This window comes from Streptomyces sp. NPDC023838, assembly GCF_040639555.1.
GTDB lineage: Bacteria > Actinomycetota > Actinomycetes > Streptomycetales > Streptomycetaceae > Streptomyces.
The window spans coordinates 110,561-126,480 of sequence record NZ_JBFAAD010000023.1 but is presented as its reverse complement, the minus strand read 5'-3'; the positions used below and the strand labels follow the sequence as shown (position 1 = coordinate 126,480).

At 72.3% G+C, this 15,920-nt stretch carries 14 protein-coding genes and 1 pseudogene; 9 read left to right on the top strand and 6 right to left on the bottom strand.

The window, feature by feature from the left end; translation table 11 throughout:
- Window positions 1-90 precede the first annotated feature (90 nt).
- Window positions 91-966 (bottom strand): alpha/beta hydrolase, encoded by an 876-nt coding sequence (locus tag AB0G17_RS25605; RefSeq protein WP_361387229.1) that lies wholly within the window; start codon window positions 964-966, stop codon window positions 91-93.
- Between the two features lie 383 nt (window positions 967-1,349).
- A complete protein-coding gene (locus AB0G17_RS25600) occupies window positions 1,350-3,407 on the bottom strand; it encodes a DEAD/DEAH box helicase (protein WP_361387226.1) in 2,058 nt (685 codons plus the stop codon).
- Between the two features lie 446 nt (window positions 3,408-3,853).
- Between AB0G17_RS25600 and AB0G17_RS25595 the strand changes: the two genes are divergently transcribed.
- Window positions 3,854-4,669 carry a ferritin-like fold-containing protein gene (locus AB0G17_RS25595; protein ID WP_361387223.1) on the top strand — a complete coding sequence of 272 codons (816 nt, stop codon included), beginning with the start codon at window positions 3,854-3,856 and terminating at the stop codon, window positions 4,667-4,669.
- Between the two features lie 20 nt (window positions 4,670-4,689).
- On the opposite strand, the gene AB0G17_RS25590 is transcribed toward AB0G17_RS25595, so the two are convergent.
- From AB0G17_RS25590 to AB0G17_RS25575, 4 genes are all read right to left on the bottom strand, one after another.
- Complete coding sequence (locus AB0G17_RS25590) at window positions 4,690-4,953, bottom strand: hypothetical protein (protein ID WP_361387220.1); 264 nt, start codon at window positions 4,951-4,953, stop codon at window positions 4,690-4,692.
- Between the two features lie 209 nt (window positions 4,954-5,162).
- Window positions 5,163-5,390 carry a DUF3107 domain-containing protein gene (locus AB0G17_RS25585; protein ID WP_361387217.1) on the bottom strand — a complete coding sequence of 76 codons (228 nt, stop codon included), beginning with the start codon at window positions 5,388-5,390 and terminating at the stop codon, window positions 5,163-5,165.
- 133 nt (window positions 5,391-5,523) lie between these two features.
- Entirely contained in the window at window positions 5,524-6,165 is a 642-nt protein-coding gene (locus AB0G17_RS25580; RefSeq protein ID WP_361387214.1) for a TetR/AcrR family transcriptional regulator, read from the bottom strand.
- A gap of 145 nt (window positions 6,166-6,310) precedes the next feature.
- Window positions 6,311-6,529 carry a hypothetical protein gene (locus AB0G17_RS25575; protein ID WP_361387211.1) on the bottom strand — a complete coding sequence of 73 codons (219 nt, stop codon included), beginning with the start codon at window positions 6,527-6,529 and terminating at the stop codon, window positions 6,311-6,313.
- Window positions 6,530-6,646: 117 nt separating this feature from the next.
- On the opposite strand from AB0G17_RS25575, the gene AB0G17_RS25570 reads away from it, so the two are divergent.
- The 8 genes and pseudogenes from AB0G17_RS25570 to AB0G17_RS25535 form a co-directional block, all read left to right on the top strand.
- Complete coding sequence (locus AB0G17_RS25570; RefSeq protein WP_361387208.1) at window positions 6,647-7,615, top strand: alpha/beta hydrolase; 969 nt, start codon at window positions 6,647-6,649, stop codon at window positions 7,613-7,615.
- Window positions 7,616-7,623: 8 nt separating this feature from the next.
- Window positions 7,624-9,111: a DUF3152 domain-containing protein gene (locus AB0G17_RS25565; protein WP_361387205.1), complete on the top strand. Its 1,488-nt coding sequence runs from the start codon at window positions 7,624-7,626 to the stop codon at window positions 9,109-9,111.
- Window positions 9,112-9,199: 88 nt separating this feature from the next.
- Entirely contained in the window at window positions 9,200-9,295 is a 96-nt protein-coding gene (locus AB0G17_RS25560) for an Ms4533A family Cys-rich leader peptide (RefSeq protein ID WP_361387202.1), read from the top strand.
- A gap of 177 nt (window positions 9,296-9,472) precedes the next feature.
- Window positions 9,473-11,194, top strand: a complete 1,722-nt coding sequence (locus AB0G17_RS25555; RefSeq protein ID WP_361387199.1) for an ABC transporter substrate-binding protein — start codon at window positions 9,473-9,475, stop codon at window positions 11,192-11,194.
- Window positions 11,195-11,196: 2 nt separating this feature from the next.
- A complete protein-coding gene (locus AB0G17_RS25550; RefSeq protein ID WP_361387196.1) occupies window positions 11,197-12,264 on the top strand; it encodes an ABC transporter permease in 1,068 nt (355 codons plus the stop codon).
- On the top strand, window positions 12,261-13,250 hold the full coding sequence (locus AB0G17_RS25545; RefSeq protein ID WP_361387192.1) for an ABC transporter permease: 990 nt from the start codon (window positions 12,261-12,263) through the stop codon (window positions 13,248-13,250). Before AB0G17_RS25550 ends, AB0G17_RS25545 begins: the two co-directional genes overlap by 4 nt.
- Before the next feature lie 32 nt (window positions 13,251-13,282).
- A complete protein-coding gene (locus tag AB0G17_RS25540) occupies window positions 13,283-14,917 on the top strand; it encodes an ABC transporter ATP-binding protein (protein ID WP_361387247.1) in 1,635 nt (544 codons plus the stop codon).
- A gap of 190 nt (window positions 14,918-15,107) precedes the next feature.
- Window positions 15,108-15,419: pseudogene (locus tag AB0G17_RS25535) on the top strand (DUF3492 domain-containing protein); the annotation flags it as partial.
- Window positions 15,420-15,920 lie beyond the last annotated feature (501 nt).

Here is a 15,920-nt window from a genome sequence, read left to right as displayed (position 1 = left end):
CCAAGCCCGGCCCTTCAAATGGACCAAGACCGCCGACCAGATCCTCGACCGCATCTGCCGCTACTGCGACAGGATCTCCAAACCAGGTCACTAGGCCGTGTGCTCCGCCGGTGCGGTGGTCAGCCAGAACTCGGTGAGGGCCGTCGCCAGCAGTTCGGGGTGCGTGACGTTGGGGGAGTGGGCCGCGCCCGCGATGACCGTGTGGCGGGCGTCGGTGTCGCGGGCGAGCGCCGCCAGCTCCTCGATGGTCCACACCGTCTCCTCGTCCCCGTACGCGATGTGCAGCGGCACGGGGAGCGCGGCGATGTGCTCGGTGCGGTCCGGTTCCGTCCTCAACTGCCGCCCGGTGGCGATGAGTTGGGCGCGCCGGGTGTTGAACCACCGCTCGCGCAGGAAGGCCGCGACGTCGGGGGTGTCGGGCTCGTACGCCGGGTCGCGGCTGTCCAGCCAGCGGGTGACGGCCCAGACGACCGGGGCGGGAAGCACCGGCAGGGCAGCCCGCAGCAGCCGGATCTTGGCCCGCTGCTCCGGGCCGACGTGGCCCGGCCCCGACGCGAGCAGCGTCAGCGACCGGAAGGCGTGCGGGGCGATCCGCACGGCCGAACGGGCCACCAGACCGCCGAAGGAGTGGCCGACGACGTGTACGGGCCCGTCGCCGAGCGCGGTGGCCTGGGCGACGGCGTCCTCGGCGAGGGTGCGGGGCGTGTAGCCGGAGACCCGGCGCGGCCCGGGGCTCTCGTGCTGGCCGCGCCCGTCCACGGCCACGGCGCGGTAGCCGGCCCGGGTGAGCGGTTCGAGCAGCCCGATGAAGTCCTCCTTGCTGCCGGTGTACCCCGGGATGAGCAGCGCGGTGCCGAGCGCGGAGCCGAGGGGCTCGGCGTCGAGCACGGCGAAGTGGCCGCGGGGGGTAGGGAGGGGGTACGCGCGGGTGCGGGGCGGGAGGACGAGGGAACGGGGCTTGCTCATGGGCCGAGCGTATAGGGCCCCTTCCTGCCCCTCCCCGCCCCTTTCCCGCTGCGACATGTGCGGCTCTGCCGCGTGGCCTCCGGGGGTGGGCGGGGGTGGAGGCGGTCTCCCGGGGGCTACGGCCCCGGACCCCGTCGCGGGGCCTGCGGCCCCTGAACCCGCCTTCGGGGCTCCGCCCCGGGCCCCTGTTCGTCTGCGGGCTGTGTGTGGCTGGTCGCGCAGTTCCCCGCGCCCCTTAGGTAGGGCCCCCGCAGCCGACGATTTGCGCTCGGGCGTGAGGCATTCAGGGGCGCGGCCGGACCAGTTGCCTAAGGGGCGTAGCCAGAACGCACTTCGGCCCGGCACCCCCGTAGGGATGCCGGGCCGAAGGGCGCGGGTGGGCCTTACGCCTCGGGCGTCGCGGCCTTGCGGGTGCGCGTGCGGCGCGGCTTGGGCTCGGTGGCGGGCGCCTCGGGGGCGGCCTCCACCGTCTTCTTCGCGCGCGTACGACGCGGCTTGGGCTCGGCCGGGGCCGACGCGTCGGGCTCGGCGGCGACCGCCTTCTTGCGCGTACGGGCCGGCTTCGCGGCGGCCTCCGCCGCCTTCGCCGCGGCGATCTCCAGCGCGGCCGACTCCGGGGTCAGGAAGCCGACCTCGGCCGACGCCGCCACCTTGCGGGTGCGCCGACGCGGCTTCACGGGCGCCTCGACGACGGCCTCGACGACCGGCGCCGCGACCTTGCGGGTACGCGGACGGCGCGGGGCGGCCTCCGGCTCGGCGACGGCGACGGCCGCGGGAGCGGCAACCACCGGGGCGGCGGCCACCGGAGCGGCGGGCGCCGGGACGACCGGCGCCTCGACGACGGCCGCGGCGGCCTTGCGGGTCCGGGTGCGGCGCGGCTTGGGCTCCGCCTCCACGACGGTCTCCACGGCGGCTTCCACCACAGCCTCCGCGACCGGTGCGGCGACCGGCTCGGCCACGGCCACCGCGGCGACGGCCTCGGCGACCGGGGCCGCCTCCACCGGGGCGACCCGGGTGCGGCGACGGCGGCGCGGGGTGCGAGGCTCCGTGTCCGCGGCGGCCGGCTCGGCGGCCGGCTCGGCGGCCGGCTCCGTGGCCACGGGCGCCGGAGCGTCCGCCTCGACCGTCGAACCGCCACGGGTGCGGCGGCGCTGGCGCGGGGTCCGGGTGCGCTCGGGGCGCTCCTCGGTCACGACCGGAGCCGCGGACTTGCGGCCACGGCCGCCCGTCTCGCCCAGGTCCTCGACCTGCTCGGCCGCGAGACCGGCGCGGGTGCGCTCGCCGCGCGGCAGGACACCCTTCGTACCCGCCGGGATGTTCAGCTCCTCGAACAGGTGCGGGGACGTCGAGTACGTCTCGACCGGGTCGGGGAACTTCAGGTCCAGCGCCTTGTTGATCAGCTGCCAGCGCGGGATGTCGTCCCAGTCGACCAGCGTGATCGCGATGCCCTTGTTGCCCGCGCGGCCGGTGCGGCCGATGCGGTGGAGGTAGGTCTTCTCCTCCTCCGGCGACTGGTAGTTGATGACGTGCGTCACACCTTCGACGTCGATGCCGCGGGCGGCGACGTCGGTGCAGACCAGCACGTCGACCTTGCCGTTGCGGAACGCGCGCAGCGCCTGCTCGCGGGCGCCCTGGCCGAGGTCACCGTGGACCGCGCCGGAGGCGAAGCCGCGCTTGGCGAGCTGCTCGGCGATGTCGGCGGCCGTCCGCTTCGTACGGCAGAAGATCATCGCGAGTCCGCGGCCCTCGGCCTGCAGGATGCGCGCGACCATCTCCGGCTTGTCCATCGAGTGGGCACGGAAGACGTGCTGCGAGATGTTGGCGACGGTCGCGCCCTCGTCGTCGGGCGAGGTGGCGCTGATGTGCGTCGGCTGCGACATGTAGCGACGGGCCAGTCCGATGACCGCGCCCGGCATGGTCGCCGAGAACAGCATGGTCTGGCGCTTCGCCGGAAGCATGTTGATGATCTTCTCGACGTCCGGCAGGAAGCCCAGGTCGAGCATCTCGTCGGCCTCGTCGAGGACGAGCACGCGGACGTGGGAGAGGTCCAGCTTGCGCTGGCCCGCCAGGTCGAGCAGCCGGCCGGGGGTGCCGACGATGACGTCGACGCCCTTCTTGAGGGCCTCGACCTGCGGCTCGTACGCCCGGCCGCCGTAGATGGCGAGCACGCGGACGTTGCGGACCTTGCCGGCGGTGAGCAGGTCGTTGGTGACCTGGGTGCAGAGCTCGCGGGTGGGGACCACGACGAGCGCCTGCGGGGCGTCGGTGAGCTGCTCGGGCTTGGCCCGGCCCGCCTCGACGTCCGCGGGGACGGTGACGCGCTCCAGGATCGGCAGACCGAAACCGAGCGTCTTGCCGGTGCCGGTCTTGGCCTGGCCGATCACATCGGAGCCGGAGAGCGCGACGGGGAGCGTCATCTCCTGGATGGGGAAGGGGGACATGATGCCGACGGCTTCGAGGGCCTCGGCGGTCTCGGGAAGGATCCCGAGCTCTCGGAACGTAGTCAGGGTGCTGCCTCTTCTGTGAGACGCGGTACGGAGGCGAACGCGGCGGGTCGTACCGTGCCGGGTACATCCGGCCGGAGTCGGGATTCGACCGGGTCGGGTGGCGCGGGACCACTGCCGTCGCTCAAGCGCTCGTGCCGCTGAGGGTCCCTCATCTGCGGTTACGTACTGTCACGTGCCGCACTGGAGGGCTGTCGGGTCGGAGCCGACCGGGCGACCGACCGGGCATCCTCATTCATCAAGCCGCCCGCCGAATACATGATCCTCGGCAGGCTCATTACCACTGTACCCCGGATTCGCGCATGTGTGTTGGGCGAATTCCCGGGAACCGGCTCGGCGCTCTGGCTGACCAGGCCCTTCCTCCCTGCCGGGAGCGGGCTATTGTGCGCTCCATGGAGACGCCTGACAACGCCAACGCGGCCGCAAACGAAGCGGACGCGCCCGCCGCGGAGACCGCCGCTGAGAACGCCGCCAAGCCCGCCGCGGAAAACACGGTGGAACCCACCGGGATCGCCGCCCAGGACTGGGCGACCGCCTCCGCCGAGCCCCAGTACCGGGCCGCCGTGGTGGACCTGCTCGGCGCGCTCGCCTACGGCGAGCTGGCGGCCTTCGAGCGCCTCGCCGACGACGCCAAGCTGGCGCCCTCGCTCGCCGACAAGGCGGAGCTGGCGAAGATGGCCTCGGCCGAGTTCCACCACTTCGAGCGGTTGCGCGACCGCCTCGCCGAGATCGACGCGGAGCCGACCGCCGCGATGGAGCCGTTCGCCAAGGCGCTGGACGACTTCCACCACCAGACCGCGCCGTCGGACTGGCTGGAGGGCCTGGTCAAGGCGTACGTGGGTGACTCGATCGCCAGTGACTTCTACCGCGAGGTGGCGGCCCGGCTCGACTCGGACACCCGCGGCCTGGTGCTCGCGGTCCTCGACGACACCGGGCACGGCAACTTCGCGGTGGAGAAGGTGCGCGCCGCGATCGAGGCCGACCCGCGGCTCGGCGGCCGGCTCGCGCTGTGGGCGCGGCGGCTGATGGGCGAGGCCCTGTCGCAGGCCCAGCGCGTGGTCGCGGAGCGCGACGCGCTGTCGACGATGCTGGTCGGCGGCATGGCGGACGGCTTCGATCTGGCCGCGGTGGGCGAGATGTTCACCCGGATCACCAAGGCCCACACCAAGCGCATGGCCGCTCTCGGCCTGGCCGCCTGACCCACTGCGGAACGCGCCGCCTACGCCGCTGAGCGGCGCAGGCGGCCCCTCGGGCGCAGCAGCAGCGACAGCGCGACCACCGCGATGAACGTGGCGCCCACGACCGTGGTCACCGCATGGCCCGGGCCGACCGCCGAGTGCGTCAGGAAGGCCCCGAACAGGGCGCCGACCGCGCCCACCGCGAGAACGGTCCGGCGCTCGGGCAGACGGTCCGGCAGGCGTGACGCGGCAGTCCAGGCGAGGACGATTCCGAGCAGTACGGAGCCGAGCGCTTCCAGGAGCATGTGCGTCCCTCCCGCGGTGTCGCCAGACGTATCGGGTCACAGGCCGTCCTACCCGACGCTCGCGGAGCGCAACCCTCCCCTCACCGTGTGGAGCACAGCGGGGGGACAGGAAGCGCACGCCCGGCGCACAAGCGCCCGGACAGCGCGAAAAGGGAGCGGCCCGGCGGTCGATGACCGCCGGGCCGCTCCCCTGCCACGTGCTCTACGGGCTACAGCTGGCCGAAGCCCACCCGGCGAACGGTGGGCTCGCCGATCTCCACGTACGCGATCTTGTCGGCAGGCACCAGGACCTTGCGGCCCTTGTCGTCCTGGAGGCTGAGCAGCTGCGCCTTGCCGGCGAGGGCGTCGGCGACCGAGCTCTCGACCTCCTCGGCGGACTGCCCGCTCTCCAGAACGATCTCCCGGGGTGCGTGCTGCACGCCGATCTTGACCTCCACGGCTATGTCCCTCCGACGGTCTGCGGTGCGCGGTCAGCCGCGCCGTACCCCGCACACATTAGCCCGGAGAGGGGACCCGGACGGGCGCGGCGCCGCACGCTAGGAGCGAACACCCGTCCTCCTCAAGCGCTGTTCAGTGGCCCTCGGAGCCGTGCAGCGGGAAGCCCGCGATGCCGCGCCAGGCCAGCGAGGTGAGCAGCTGCACCGCCTTCTCGCGGGGGATCGCCGACTCGCTGGAGAGCCAGTAGCGGGCGACCACCTGGGAGACCCCGCCGAGGCCGACGGCCAGCAGCATGGACTCGTCCTTGGAGAGCCCGGTGTCCTCGGCGATCACGTCCGAGATGGCCTCGGCGCACTGGAGGCTGACCCGCTCCACACGCTCGCGCACGGCGGGCTCGTTGGTCAGGTCGGACTCGAAGACCAGCCGGAACGCGCCGCCCTCCTCCTCCACATACGCGAAGTAGGCGTCCATGGTCGCGGCGACGCGCAGCTTGTTGTCACTGGTGGAGGCGAGCGCCGTGCGCACGGCCAGGAGCAGCGCCTCGCAGTGCTGGTCGAGCAGGGCCAGGTACAGCTCCAGCTTTCCGGGGAAGTGCTGGTAGAGGACCGGCTTGGAGACGCCCGCCCGCTCCGCGATGTCGTCCATCGCGGCCGAGTGGTATCCCTGTGCGACGAAGACTTCCTGGGCCGCGCCCAGCAGTTGATTGCGGCGGGCCCGGCGGGGCAGGCGCGTGCCTCGCGGGCGCGCTGCCTCGGTCTGCTCGATGGCTGTCACGCCGCCTCCCAAAAATTGATCTCGTGCGCGATGGACGCGCGCCGCCATCGTACTTTTGGGTAACCCGGCTGTGCGCGGTGCGCACGCAGAATTTCATGGACCGGACGCCCTGGATAGCTGGAGATACGCCAGTAATCCGAACAAATCAGCGGTAGTCGTCCTCGTCGAGGTCGACGACCCGCGCCTGCTCGGCCACGTCCGCCACGTTCGCCACGCCCGTGTCGGCGCGGGTGAGCGGGTCGTCGCGCTTCTGTCGTACGTCGGTGTGCTGCTCGGCCGCGTCCGCTTCGGGTGTCTCCTCGTCGAGCTCCACGGCGTCGTCTTCTTCTTCGAACACTTCGGGATCACTGGGGTCGACGGGCATGATTTCTCCCTTTTGGAGGGCTTGGTTACGAGCCTATGGGTTAGCCCTGCGCACCGCTATGCGATCTGTGACGGCGAACACATGAACCACCGTGTGATCGTCTCGTAACATTGCCGCATGTCTTCGACCGAGCTGCCGGAAACCCTTGCCGCCGCTGTCGCCCCGGCACCCCGGGTGGGCGCGGTCCGGGTGGCGGACGGTGAAGAGCTGCGCTCGGTGAGTCTGCCCGGGCTGACGCTGAACATCCGCGCCCGTCCGAGTACGAGACCCGGTCTCGCCCCCGCCCTGTTCGTACACGGGCTCGGCGGCTCCTCGCAGAACTGGTCCGCCCTGATGCCGCTGCTCGCGGACGCGGTGGACTGTGAGGCCGTGGACCTGCCCGGCTTCGGCGACTCCGCGCCGCCGGACGACGGCGACTACTCGGTCACCGGCCACGCGCGCGCGGTGATCCGGCTGCTCGACTCGGCCGGCCGCGGGCCCGTCCACCTCTTCGGCAACTCGCTGGGCGGCGCGGTCGCCACCCGGGTCGCCGCGGTCCGCCCGGACCTGGTCCGCACCCTCACCCTGGTCTCGCCCGCGCTCCCCGAGATCCGCGCCCAGCGCACCGCCTGGCCGACCGCCCTGCTCGCGGTGCCCGGCGTGACCTCGCTGTTCATGCGGATGACGAAGGACTGGACGGCCGAGGACCGCACCCGCGGGGTGATGGCCCTCTGTTACGGCGACCCGGGCAAGGTGAGCCCCGAGGCCTTCCGGGCGGCGGTCGAGGAGATGGAGCGGCGGCTGCGGCTGCCGTACTTCTGGGACGCGATGGCCCGCTCGGCGCGGGGCGTCGTCGACGCGTACACCCTGGGCGGGCAGCACGGCCTGTGGCGGCAGGCCGAGCGGGTGCTCGCCCCGACGCTGCTGGTCTACGGCGGCCGCGACCAGCTCGTCGGCTTCCGGATGGCGCGCAGAGCGGCCGCCGCCTTCCGCGGGTCGAGACTGCTGACGCTGCCCGACGCCGGGCACGTGGCGATGATGGAGTATCCGGAGGTGGTCGCGCAGGCCTTCCGGGACCTGGTCGACGACTGCGGAAACAGGAGCTGATCCGGCGCGTGGGACGACACAGCCGACCCAAGGGTGCCCCGTCGGGCACTCCCGAGTACTCCCGCACCGCCGACACCACCGGGCCCGTGCCCGTCGCGGAGGGCGTGCAGCAGCCGGGCGGACGGCGCCGCGCCGACGGCCCGCCGACCGGTCCGGTACCGCGGATCCGCCCGGTGGCGGGCGGCCCCGTCTCCCAGCACCAGGGCGGCGGCACCCCGGCGCACGGCGTGCCCCAGGCGCGCGGCGGCCACCCCGAGCACCACGAGGGCGGGGGCGGCTGGGGCGAACCCGCCGCGCCGCGCCCCGGCGACTGGCGCGGCGCCCCCGCCCAGCCCGCTTCCGGACCGGGTGTCCGAATACCGGGACCCCGGCGCGAGTACGTGGACGCCTTCGACGGCCCGGAGTGGACGGACACCGGCACGCACCGCGTGGCCGAGCCGACGGAGACGGGCACGCACCGCAGGATCACCCCCACGGACACGGGTTCGTACCGCAGGGTGGACCCGATGGATACGGGTTCGTACCGCAGGGTGGTCCCCGCCCCCGCCCCCGCGCCCGCCGTGTCGCGGCCGGCCCCCGTGCCCGAGCCGGCCGGGACGGCGCCCGCGACCGAGACGGCCGGGGTGGCCGAGACGGCCGAGGCGGGCAAGCCCTCCAAGGGCTCCAAGTCCTCCAAATCCTCGAAGTCCTCGAAGGGGCGCACTCTCACCGGGATCGCGGCCGCCGCCGTCACCACGATGCTCGCGGTCGTCGTGGCCGGTCAGGTCACCTCCGACGGGGGCCACCAGACAGGTGCCCAGTCGGCCGACGACAATGGCCGCGGCGGCACGGACGGGCCGGCCTCCCGCTCCAAGGACCGGGCGACGCCCCAGCAGGCGGCCCCGGCCAAGCCCGCCTCGTACGAGCAGAAGATGGCCCTGCAGTACCCGATCGACCCGAAGCTGAAAGGTTCCGGCGAGTTCGAGACGGTGCCCGGCGCCGCGGCCGCGCCCGGCAAGGGGCGCAAGTACCGCTACCGGGTGGACGTCGAGAAGGGCCTCGGCCTGGACGGCGCCCTGTTCGCCGAGGCCGTGCAGAAGACCCTCAACGACGACCGCAGCTGGGCGCACGACGGGGCGAAGACCTTCGAGCGGATCTCCTCCGGCAAGCCCGACTTCGTGATCACCCTGGCCAGCCCCGGCACCACCGGGACCTGGTGCGCCAAGTCGGAGCTGGACATCACCGAGGAGAACGTCTCCTGCGACTCGGCCGCCACCGAGCGCGTGATGATCAACGCGTTCCGCTGGGCGCAGGGCTCGGAGACGTACGGGCCCCAGGCGATGTTCGCCTACCGGCAGATGCTCATCAACCACGAGGTGGGACACCGGCTCGGCCACGGGCATGTGAGCTGTCGCACTCCCGGGGCGCTCGCTCCGGTGATGCAGCAGCAGACCAAGTCCTTGGACATAGACGGGATCAAGTGCCGTCCCAACCCCTGGGTCTACCCGACTGGTTGAGACCAACGAAGCCCCGCTGTCCACACTGTGGGACAACCGTCTCAATCTCGGTTGACAGTGGACAGCGGGGCTTTGCATAGTTCTCGGCATGCCGCACCGTCCCGTCACCCCCGAGCGCGCCGCCATCGAGCTGGCGCTGATCGGCGTGACCGGGCTCTGCGTAGCCGACATTCACTGTTGCTGACGCCCACTCGCGCGCAGTTTTCTTTCACTTGCGCTCGGGTACTTCCGTCTTTGCTCAATCCGCGCGGGCGCAGCACTCTCCTCTCTTGTTCGAAGACCATGACGTCGTCATGGGCCGAGGCAGACGCCCGCGTCCCCTTTGCCCTGTACGTGCAGTCACCGAGAGGTCTTCATTCCGATGCGTCAGATGTCCGGAAACGTCGCAAGAGCGGCAGCGATAGCCGTGGTTCTCGCCGTGGGCGCCGTCGCCTGCGGCCCCGATGACAGCGGCGCCAAGAACGCCGGCGGCAGCTCGGACGCCAAGCCCGGCAAGGGCGGCACGCTCTCCGTCCTCAACAACGAGCCGCAGACCGACTTCGACCCGGCCCGGCTCTACACCTCCGGCGGCGGAAACGTTCCGTCCCTGGTCTTCCGTACGCTCACCACGCGCAACCGCGAGGCCGGCGCCGAGGGCACCAAGGTCGTCCCCGACCTCGCCACCGACACCGGCAAGCCCAACGCCGACGCCACGGTGTGGACGTACACCCTCAAGGACGGCCTCAAGTACGAGGACGGCTCGCCGATCACGACGGCCGACATCAAGTACGGCATCGAGCGCTCCTTCGCGGCCGAGCTCTCCGGCGGCGCGCCCTACCTGCGCGACTGGCTCGTCGGCGGCGCCACGTACCAGGGCCCCTACAAGGACGGCGGCAAGGGCCTCGCCTCGATCGAGACGCCCGACGCCAAGACCATCGTCTTCCATCTGAACAAGCCCGAGGGCGAGTTCCCGTACCTGGCCACCCAGACGCAGTTCGCGCCGGTCCCCAAGGCCAAGGACACGGGCACCAAGTACGAGTCGCACCCCGTCTCGTCCGGCCCGTACAAGGTCGTCAAGAACGAGAACGACGGCGAGCACCTGGTCCTGGAGCGCAACCCCAACTGGTCCGAGGCCACCGACGCCGAGCGCAAGGCGTACCCGGACAGCATCGACGTACGCTCCGGCCTCGACGCCTCCGTCATCAACCAGCGGCTCTCGGCCTCCCAGGGACCGGACTCGGCCGCCGTCACCACCGACACCAACCTCGGCCCGGCCGAGCTCGCCAAGGTCGGCGGTGACAAGGCGCTCGCCGGGCGCGTGGGCACCGGCCACTTCGGCTACACCAACTACATCGGCTTCAACCCCAAGGTGAAGCCGTTCGACGACCCCAAGGTGCGCCAGGCCATCGCGTACGCGGTGGACCGCAGCTCGGTCGTCAACGCGGTCGGCGGCTCCTCGCTCGCCGAGCCCGCCACCACCTTCCTGCCCAACCAGAAGGCGTTCGGCTACACCCAGTTCGACCACTTCCCGGCCGGTGACTCGGGCAACGCCGCCAAGGCCAAGGAGCTCCTGAAGGAGGCGGGCCACGCGGACGGCCTCACCGTCACGCTCACCCACTCCAACGCCAAGGGCGGCCCCAAGGGCCCCGAGGTCGCCACCGCCCTCCAGGACGCCCTGAAGAAGGCCGGGATCACGGTCAAGCTCCAGGGCCTGGAGGCCAACGACTACAACGACACCATCCAGAGCGTGAACAAGGAGCCCGGCTTCTTCCTGCGCGGCTGGGGCGCCGACTGGCCGTCCGGCGGCCCGTTCCTCGCGCCGATCTTCGACGGCCGCCAGATCGTCAAGGACGGCGCCAACTTCAACACCGGCTTCCTGGACGACCCCTCGGTCAACAAGGAGGTCGACGAGATCAACAAGCTGACCGACCTGGCGGCGGCCGCACCGCGCTGGGGCGCCCTCGACAAGAAGATCGGTGAGCAGGCCGTCGTGGTCCCGCTCTTCCACCCGGTCTACAAGCGCCTGGTCGGCAAGGACATCAAGAACGTCGTCATCAGCGACTGGACCGGCGTGCTCGACATCTCCCAGGTCGCGGTCAAGTAGCGATGAGTGAGGCCCTGTTGGCCTCGGAGAAGGGAGCGGCCGCCCAGGTGGCCGCTCCCTCTTCGGGGGCCCGTCAGTTCTGGCAACGGCTGCGCGCCCAGCGCGCGGTGACCGTCGCCGCCGTCGTCTTCGCGCTGCTCGTGCTCGTCGCGCTCACCGCGCCGCTGCTCACCGCCCTGGAGGGGCAGGACCCCAACGCCTTCCACCCCGCTCTGGTCGACTCGGCGGCGGGCGGGGTGCCCAAGGGCTCCTTCGGAGGGATCAGCGGCGACCACTGGCTCGGCGTGGAGCCCCAGACCGGCCGCGACCTGTTCGCGCGGCTCGTCTACGGCGCCCGGGTCTCGCTCGGCGTCGCCTTCATCGCCACCCTGGTCCAGGTGTTCATCGGGGTCGCCCTCGGGCTGCTCGCCGCGCTCGGCGGGCGGTGGGCCGACCAGGTCGTCAGCCGGTTCACCGACGTCGTGGTGGCGCTGCCGCTCCTCGTCATCAGCCTCGGCCTGATCGCGATCGTGCCCGACTCGGTGCCGCGCCCGATGCTGATCACCTTCGTGATCGCCGTCGTCGGCTGGTCCGGCACCTCCAAGATCGTGCGCTCCTCCGCGCTCAGCCTCAAGTCGCTGGACTACGTCTCGGCGGCCCGGCTCAGCGGCTGGGGCAGGCTCGCGGTCGCCCGGCGCGAGCTGCTGCCCGCGCTGGCCGCGCCCGTCATCACGTACGGCGTGCTGCTGGTCCCCGCCAACGTCTCCATCGAGGCGGCGCTCTCGTTCCTCGGCGTCGGCATCAAGCCGCCCACCCCGTCGTGGGGGCAGATGCTCACCGAGGCCAACACCTGGTACCAGTCGGCGCCCACCTATCTGCTGCTGCCCGCGGGCTTCCTGTTCGTGACGGTCCTCTCCCTCACGGTCGTCGGCGAGGGAGTGCGCACGGCGCTCGACCCCCGCGCCGCCTCCCGGCTCAAGGTCGGCGTCAAGTCCCGTAAATCCCGCGAATCCCGTAAATCCCGCGAATCCCGCGAATCCCGCGAACATCTTGAGTCCCGCAAGTCCCTTGAGAAGGAGGCCTCGAAGTGACGGGCTTCCTGCTGCGGCGGCTCGGCGGCGCGGTCTTCGTACTGCTCGCCCTCTCCGTCGTCGTCTACCTCGTCTTCTACGCCGCTCCCGGCAACGTCGCCCAGATCGTCTGCGGAGAGCGCTGCTCCCCGGCCCAGGTGGCCCAGGTGCACGACCGCCTCCAGCTCGGCGACCCCATCCACGTGCAGTACTGGCACTTCCTCCAGGGGCTCTTCGCCGGGCGCGACTTCTCCTCCGGCGTCGGCGTCGTCCACTGCGACGCGCCGTGCCTTGGCCTGTCCTACCGCCAGGACTCGCCGGTCACCGACATCCTCCTGAACAAGCTGCCCGTCACCGGCTCGCTGGTCATCGGCGCGTTCGTGCTGTGGATCCTGCTCGGCGTCGGCACCGGGCTGCTCTCCGCGTGGAAGCGCGGCGGCGCCGTGGAGCGGACGCTGACCGGGCTCACCCTGATCGGCTTCTCCACCCCGGTCTTCGTGATCGGCCTGGTGCTGATCATCGTCTTCTGCTCGACGCTCGGCTGGCTGCCGTTCCCGCAGTACACGCCGTTCTCGGACAACCCCGAGCAGTGGTTCTGGGGCCTGCTGCTGCCGTGGATCTCGCTGGCGCTGATCGAGAGCGCCAAGTATGCGCGCCTGGTGCGCAGTTCCATGCTGGAGACCCTCGCCGAGGACCATGTGCGCACCTTCCGGGCGTACGGACTCACCGAGCGGGCCATCGTCGGCAAGCACGCCCTGCGCGGCGCGGTCGCCCCGGTCATCGCGCTCAGCGCGCTGGACGCGGGCTCCATGTTCGGCGGCGCCGTGCTCACCGAGTCGCTCTTCGGCATCCAGGGCATCGGCAAGCTCCTGGTGGACTCGGTCCGCCAGGTCGACCTGCCCATCGTGGTCGGCGTCGTCATGACGACCGGATTCTTCGTCGTACTGGCCAATGCCGTCGCGGACGCGCTGTACGCGATGGCGGACCGACGGGTGGTGCTTCAGTGACTTCAGTGACCGAGGCTACGACTGAGGCGCTGGTGGAGGTCACCGACCTCGCCGTCACCTTCGGCGAGACCCGGGCCGTGGACGGGCTCTCCTTCACCCTGGCGCCCGGCGCCGCGCTCGGCGTGGTCGGCGAGTCCGGCTCCGGCAAGAGCGCGTCCGCGTACGCCCTGCTCGGCCTGCACCGGGGGACCGGCGCCCTGGTCGAGGGGAGCGTCAAGGTCGCGGGCACCGATGTGCACCGGGCGTCCGACGCCGAACTGCGCCGGCTGCGCGGGGGAGTGGCGGCGATGGTCTTCCAGGACCCGCTCTCCTCCCTCGACCCGTACTACGCCATCGGCGACCAGATCGCCGAGGTCTACCGGGTGCACCGGGGCGGCTCCAAGCGAGCGGCACGCGCGCGTGCCGTCGAGGTGCTGGACCGCGTCGGCATCCCGGACGCGGCCCGCAAGGCGCGCTCGCGCCCGCACGAGTTCTCCGGCGGCATGCGCCAGCGCGCGCTCATCGCGATGGCGCTGGCCTGCGAGCCGAAGCTTTTGATCGCGGACGAGCCGACCACCGCCCTCGACGTCACCGTCCAGGCCCAGATCCTCGACCTGCTGCACGGGCTGCGCCAGGAGACCGGGATGGGGCTGCTGCTCGTCACCCACGACGTGGGCGTCGCGGCGGAGAGCGTCGACGACGTCCTGGTCATGCGGCAGGGACGCGCGGTGGAGCGCGGGCCCGTACGGGACGTGCTCGGCGCGCCCAAGGCCGCGTACACCAAGGAGCTGCTGTCGGCGGTGCCGCGCCTGGACGCGGCCAAGCCGAGTGCCCCCGCCGCCGGTGAGCCGCTGCTCGAAGCCCGTGACCTGCGCAAGGTCTTCGGGCGCGGCAAATCGGCGTTCACCGCCGTCGACGGCGTGTCGCTCACCGTGCGGCGCGGCGAGACGCTCGGCGTGGTCGGCGAGAGCGGCAGCGGCAAGACGACGCTCGGCCGCATGCTGGTCGGCCTGCTCGACACCACGTCCGGCACGATCCGCCGCGACGGCACGGCCGTCCAGATGGTCTTCCAGGACCCGGTCGCCTCCCTCAACCCGAGGCGCTCGATCGGCGAGTCGGTGGCGGACCCGCTGCGGGCCTCGGGGGTACGGGACGAGAAGCGCATCCACGCGCGCGTGGGCGAACTCCTGGAGCGCGTCGGCCTCGACCCGGACCGCTACGACCGCTACCCGCACGAGTTCAGCGGCGGCCAGCGCCAGCGCGTCGGCATCGCCCGCGCGCTCGCGGCCGAGCCGCAGCTGATCGTCTGCGACGAGCCGGTGTCCGCGCTCGACGTGACCACTCAGGCCCACGTCACCGAGCTCCTCGCGGAGCTCCAGCGCGAACTCGGGCTCGGGCTCGTCTTCATCGCGCACGACCTCGCCGTCGTACGGCAGGTCAGCGACCGGGTCGCGGTGATGCGCCGGGGCCGGATCGTGGAGGAGGGTGCGGTGGAGGAGGTGTACGGATCGCCCAAGGACCCGTACACCCGGCAGCTCCTCGCGGCCGTGCCGACCGTGGACCCGGTGCTCGCGGCGGTGCGCCGCGCCGCCCGCAAGGAGCTGCGCGAGCAGCTGCGGGAGCAGGCGGGCGACCCGGTCGGCGACCCGGTCGGGGAGCCGAACCGCGATGGGGTGGCCGCAGCCTGACACTCCGTTACTCTCCCGCCCCGTAGCGCGACGGAACGCGACCGGGGTGGGAAAGTTACGTGCATTCACCCCTTCCGGTGGCGCGATGGACAACCGTCCATCGCGCCACCGTCGTATCCGCTTACGTTCTTCCCGCTGCGAGTCGCCGTGCAACGGCGGCCGCCCACCAGGGAGATCGGGGGTGCGTACATTGCGGATCGGACTGCTCACCGACGGCGGCTATCCGTACACGACCGGCGAGTCCAGATTGTGGTGCGACCGGCTCGTGCGCGGGCTCGCGCAGCACGAGTTCGACATATACGCGCTGAGCCGCACCGCGGCTCAGGAGGAACGCGGCTGGGTGGCCCTGCCGCCCCAGGTCCGCCGGGTGCGGACGGCTCCGCTGTGGGCGTCGGAGGAGTGGGCACGCTTCCCCGCGAGCGGCCGGACGCCCCGCCGCCTCGGCCGCCGCGAGCGCCAGCGGTTCGCCACCTGCTTCCGCGAACTGGCCGGAGCGATCTGCATGGCGGGACCGGGCGGGGCCGACGGCGGGAGCGCGCCCTCGGGACCGGATACGGCGAGCCGTGCGCGGAACGGGACGCCTGGCCGGGGAGGGCTGGGGGAAGGCCTGCGGGAAGGGCTGTGGGAAGGCCCGCGGGAAGGCCCGCGGGAAGGCCCGCGGGAAGGCCCGCGGGAAGGCCCGCGGGAAGGCCCGCGGGAAGGCCCGCGGGACGGTTCGCCGGCAGGGGGGCCGGGGCGGCGGCCGGACGGAAACGACGGCGGTGCCACGGACCCGGACGCCTTGACCATCACCGACTTGACCATCTCCTTCGACGCACTCGCCCTGGGCGGGGCGGAGGTGGTGGTCGGTACGGGTGGCGGTGCCGGTGCCGGTGCCGGTGGCGCGGGTGGGGCGTCGGTGGTCGGTGCGGCTGCCGGTGCCTCGGGTGGGCCAACGGTGGTTGGTGCTGGTGCTGGTGCTGGTGCTGGTGCTGGTGCCGGTGCGGCGGGCGGGTCGTTCACG

Coding starts and splice junctions, on each gene's coding strand:
- AB0G17_RS25570 (WP_361387208.1), top strand. CDS start 6,647: ATGTCTTCGACCGAGCTGCCGGAAACCCTTGCCGCCGCTGTCGCCCCG.
- AB0G17_RS25550 (WP_361387196.1), top strand. CDS start 11,197: ATGAGTGAGGCCCTGTTGGCCTCGGAGAAGGGAGCGGCCGCCCAGGTG.
- AB0G17_RS25560 (WP_361387202.1), top strand. CDS start 9,200: ATGCCGCACCGTCCCGTCACCCCCGAGCGCGCCGCCATCGAGCTGGCG.
- AB0G17_RS25600 (WP_361387226.1), bottom strand. CDS start 3,407: ATGTCCCCCTTCCCCATCCAGGAGATGACGCTCCCCGTCGCGCTCTCC.
- AB0G17_RS25590 (WP_361387220.1), bottom strand. CDS start 4,953: ATGCTCCTGGAAGCGCTCGGCTCCGTACTGCTCGGAATCGTCCTCGCC.
- AB0G17_RS25555 (WP_361387199.1), top strand. CDS start 9,473: ATGCGTCAGATGTCCGGAAACGTCGCAAGAGCGGCAGCGATAGCCGTG.
- AB0G17_RS25605 (WP_361387229.1), bottom strand. CDS start 966: ATGAGCAAGCCCCGTTCCCTCGTCCTCCCGCCCCGCACCCGCGCGTAC.
- AB0G17_RS25575 (WP_361387211.1), bottom strand. CDS start 6,529: ATGCCCGTCGACCCCAGTGATCCCGAAGTGTTCGAAGAAGAAGACGAC.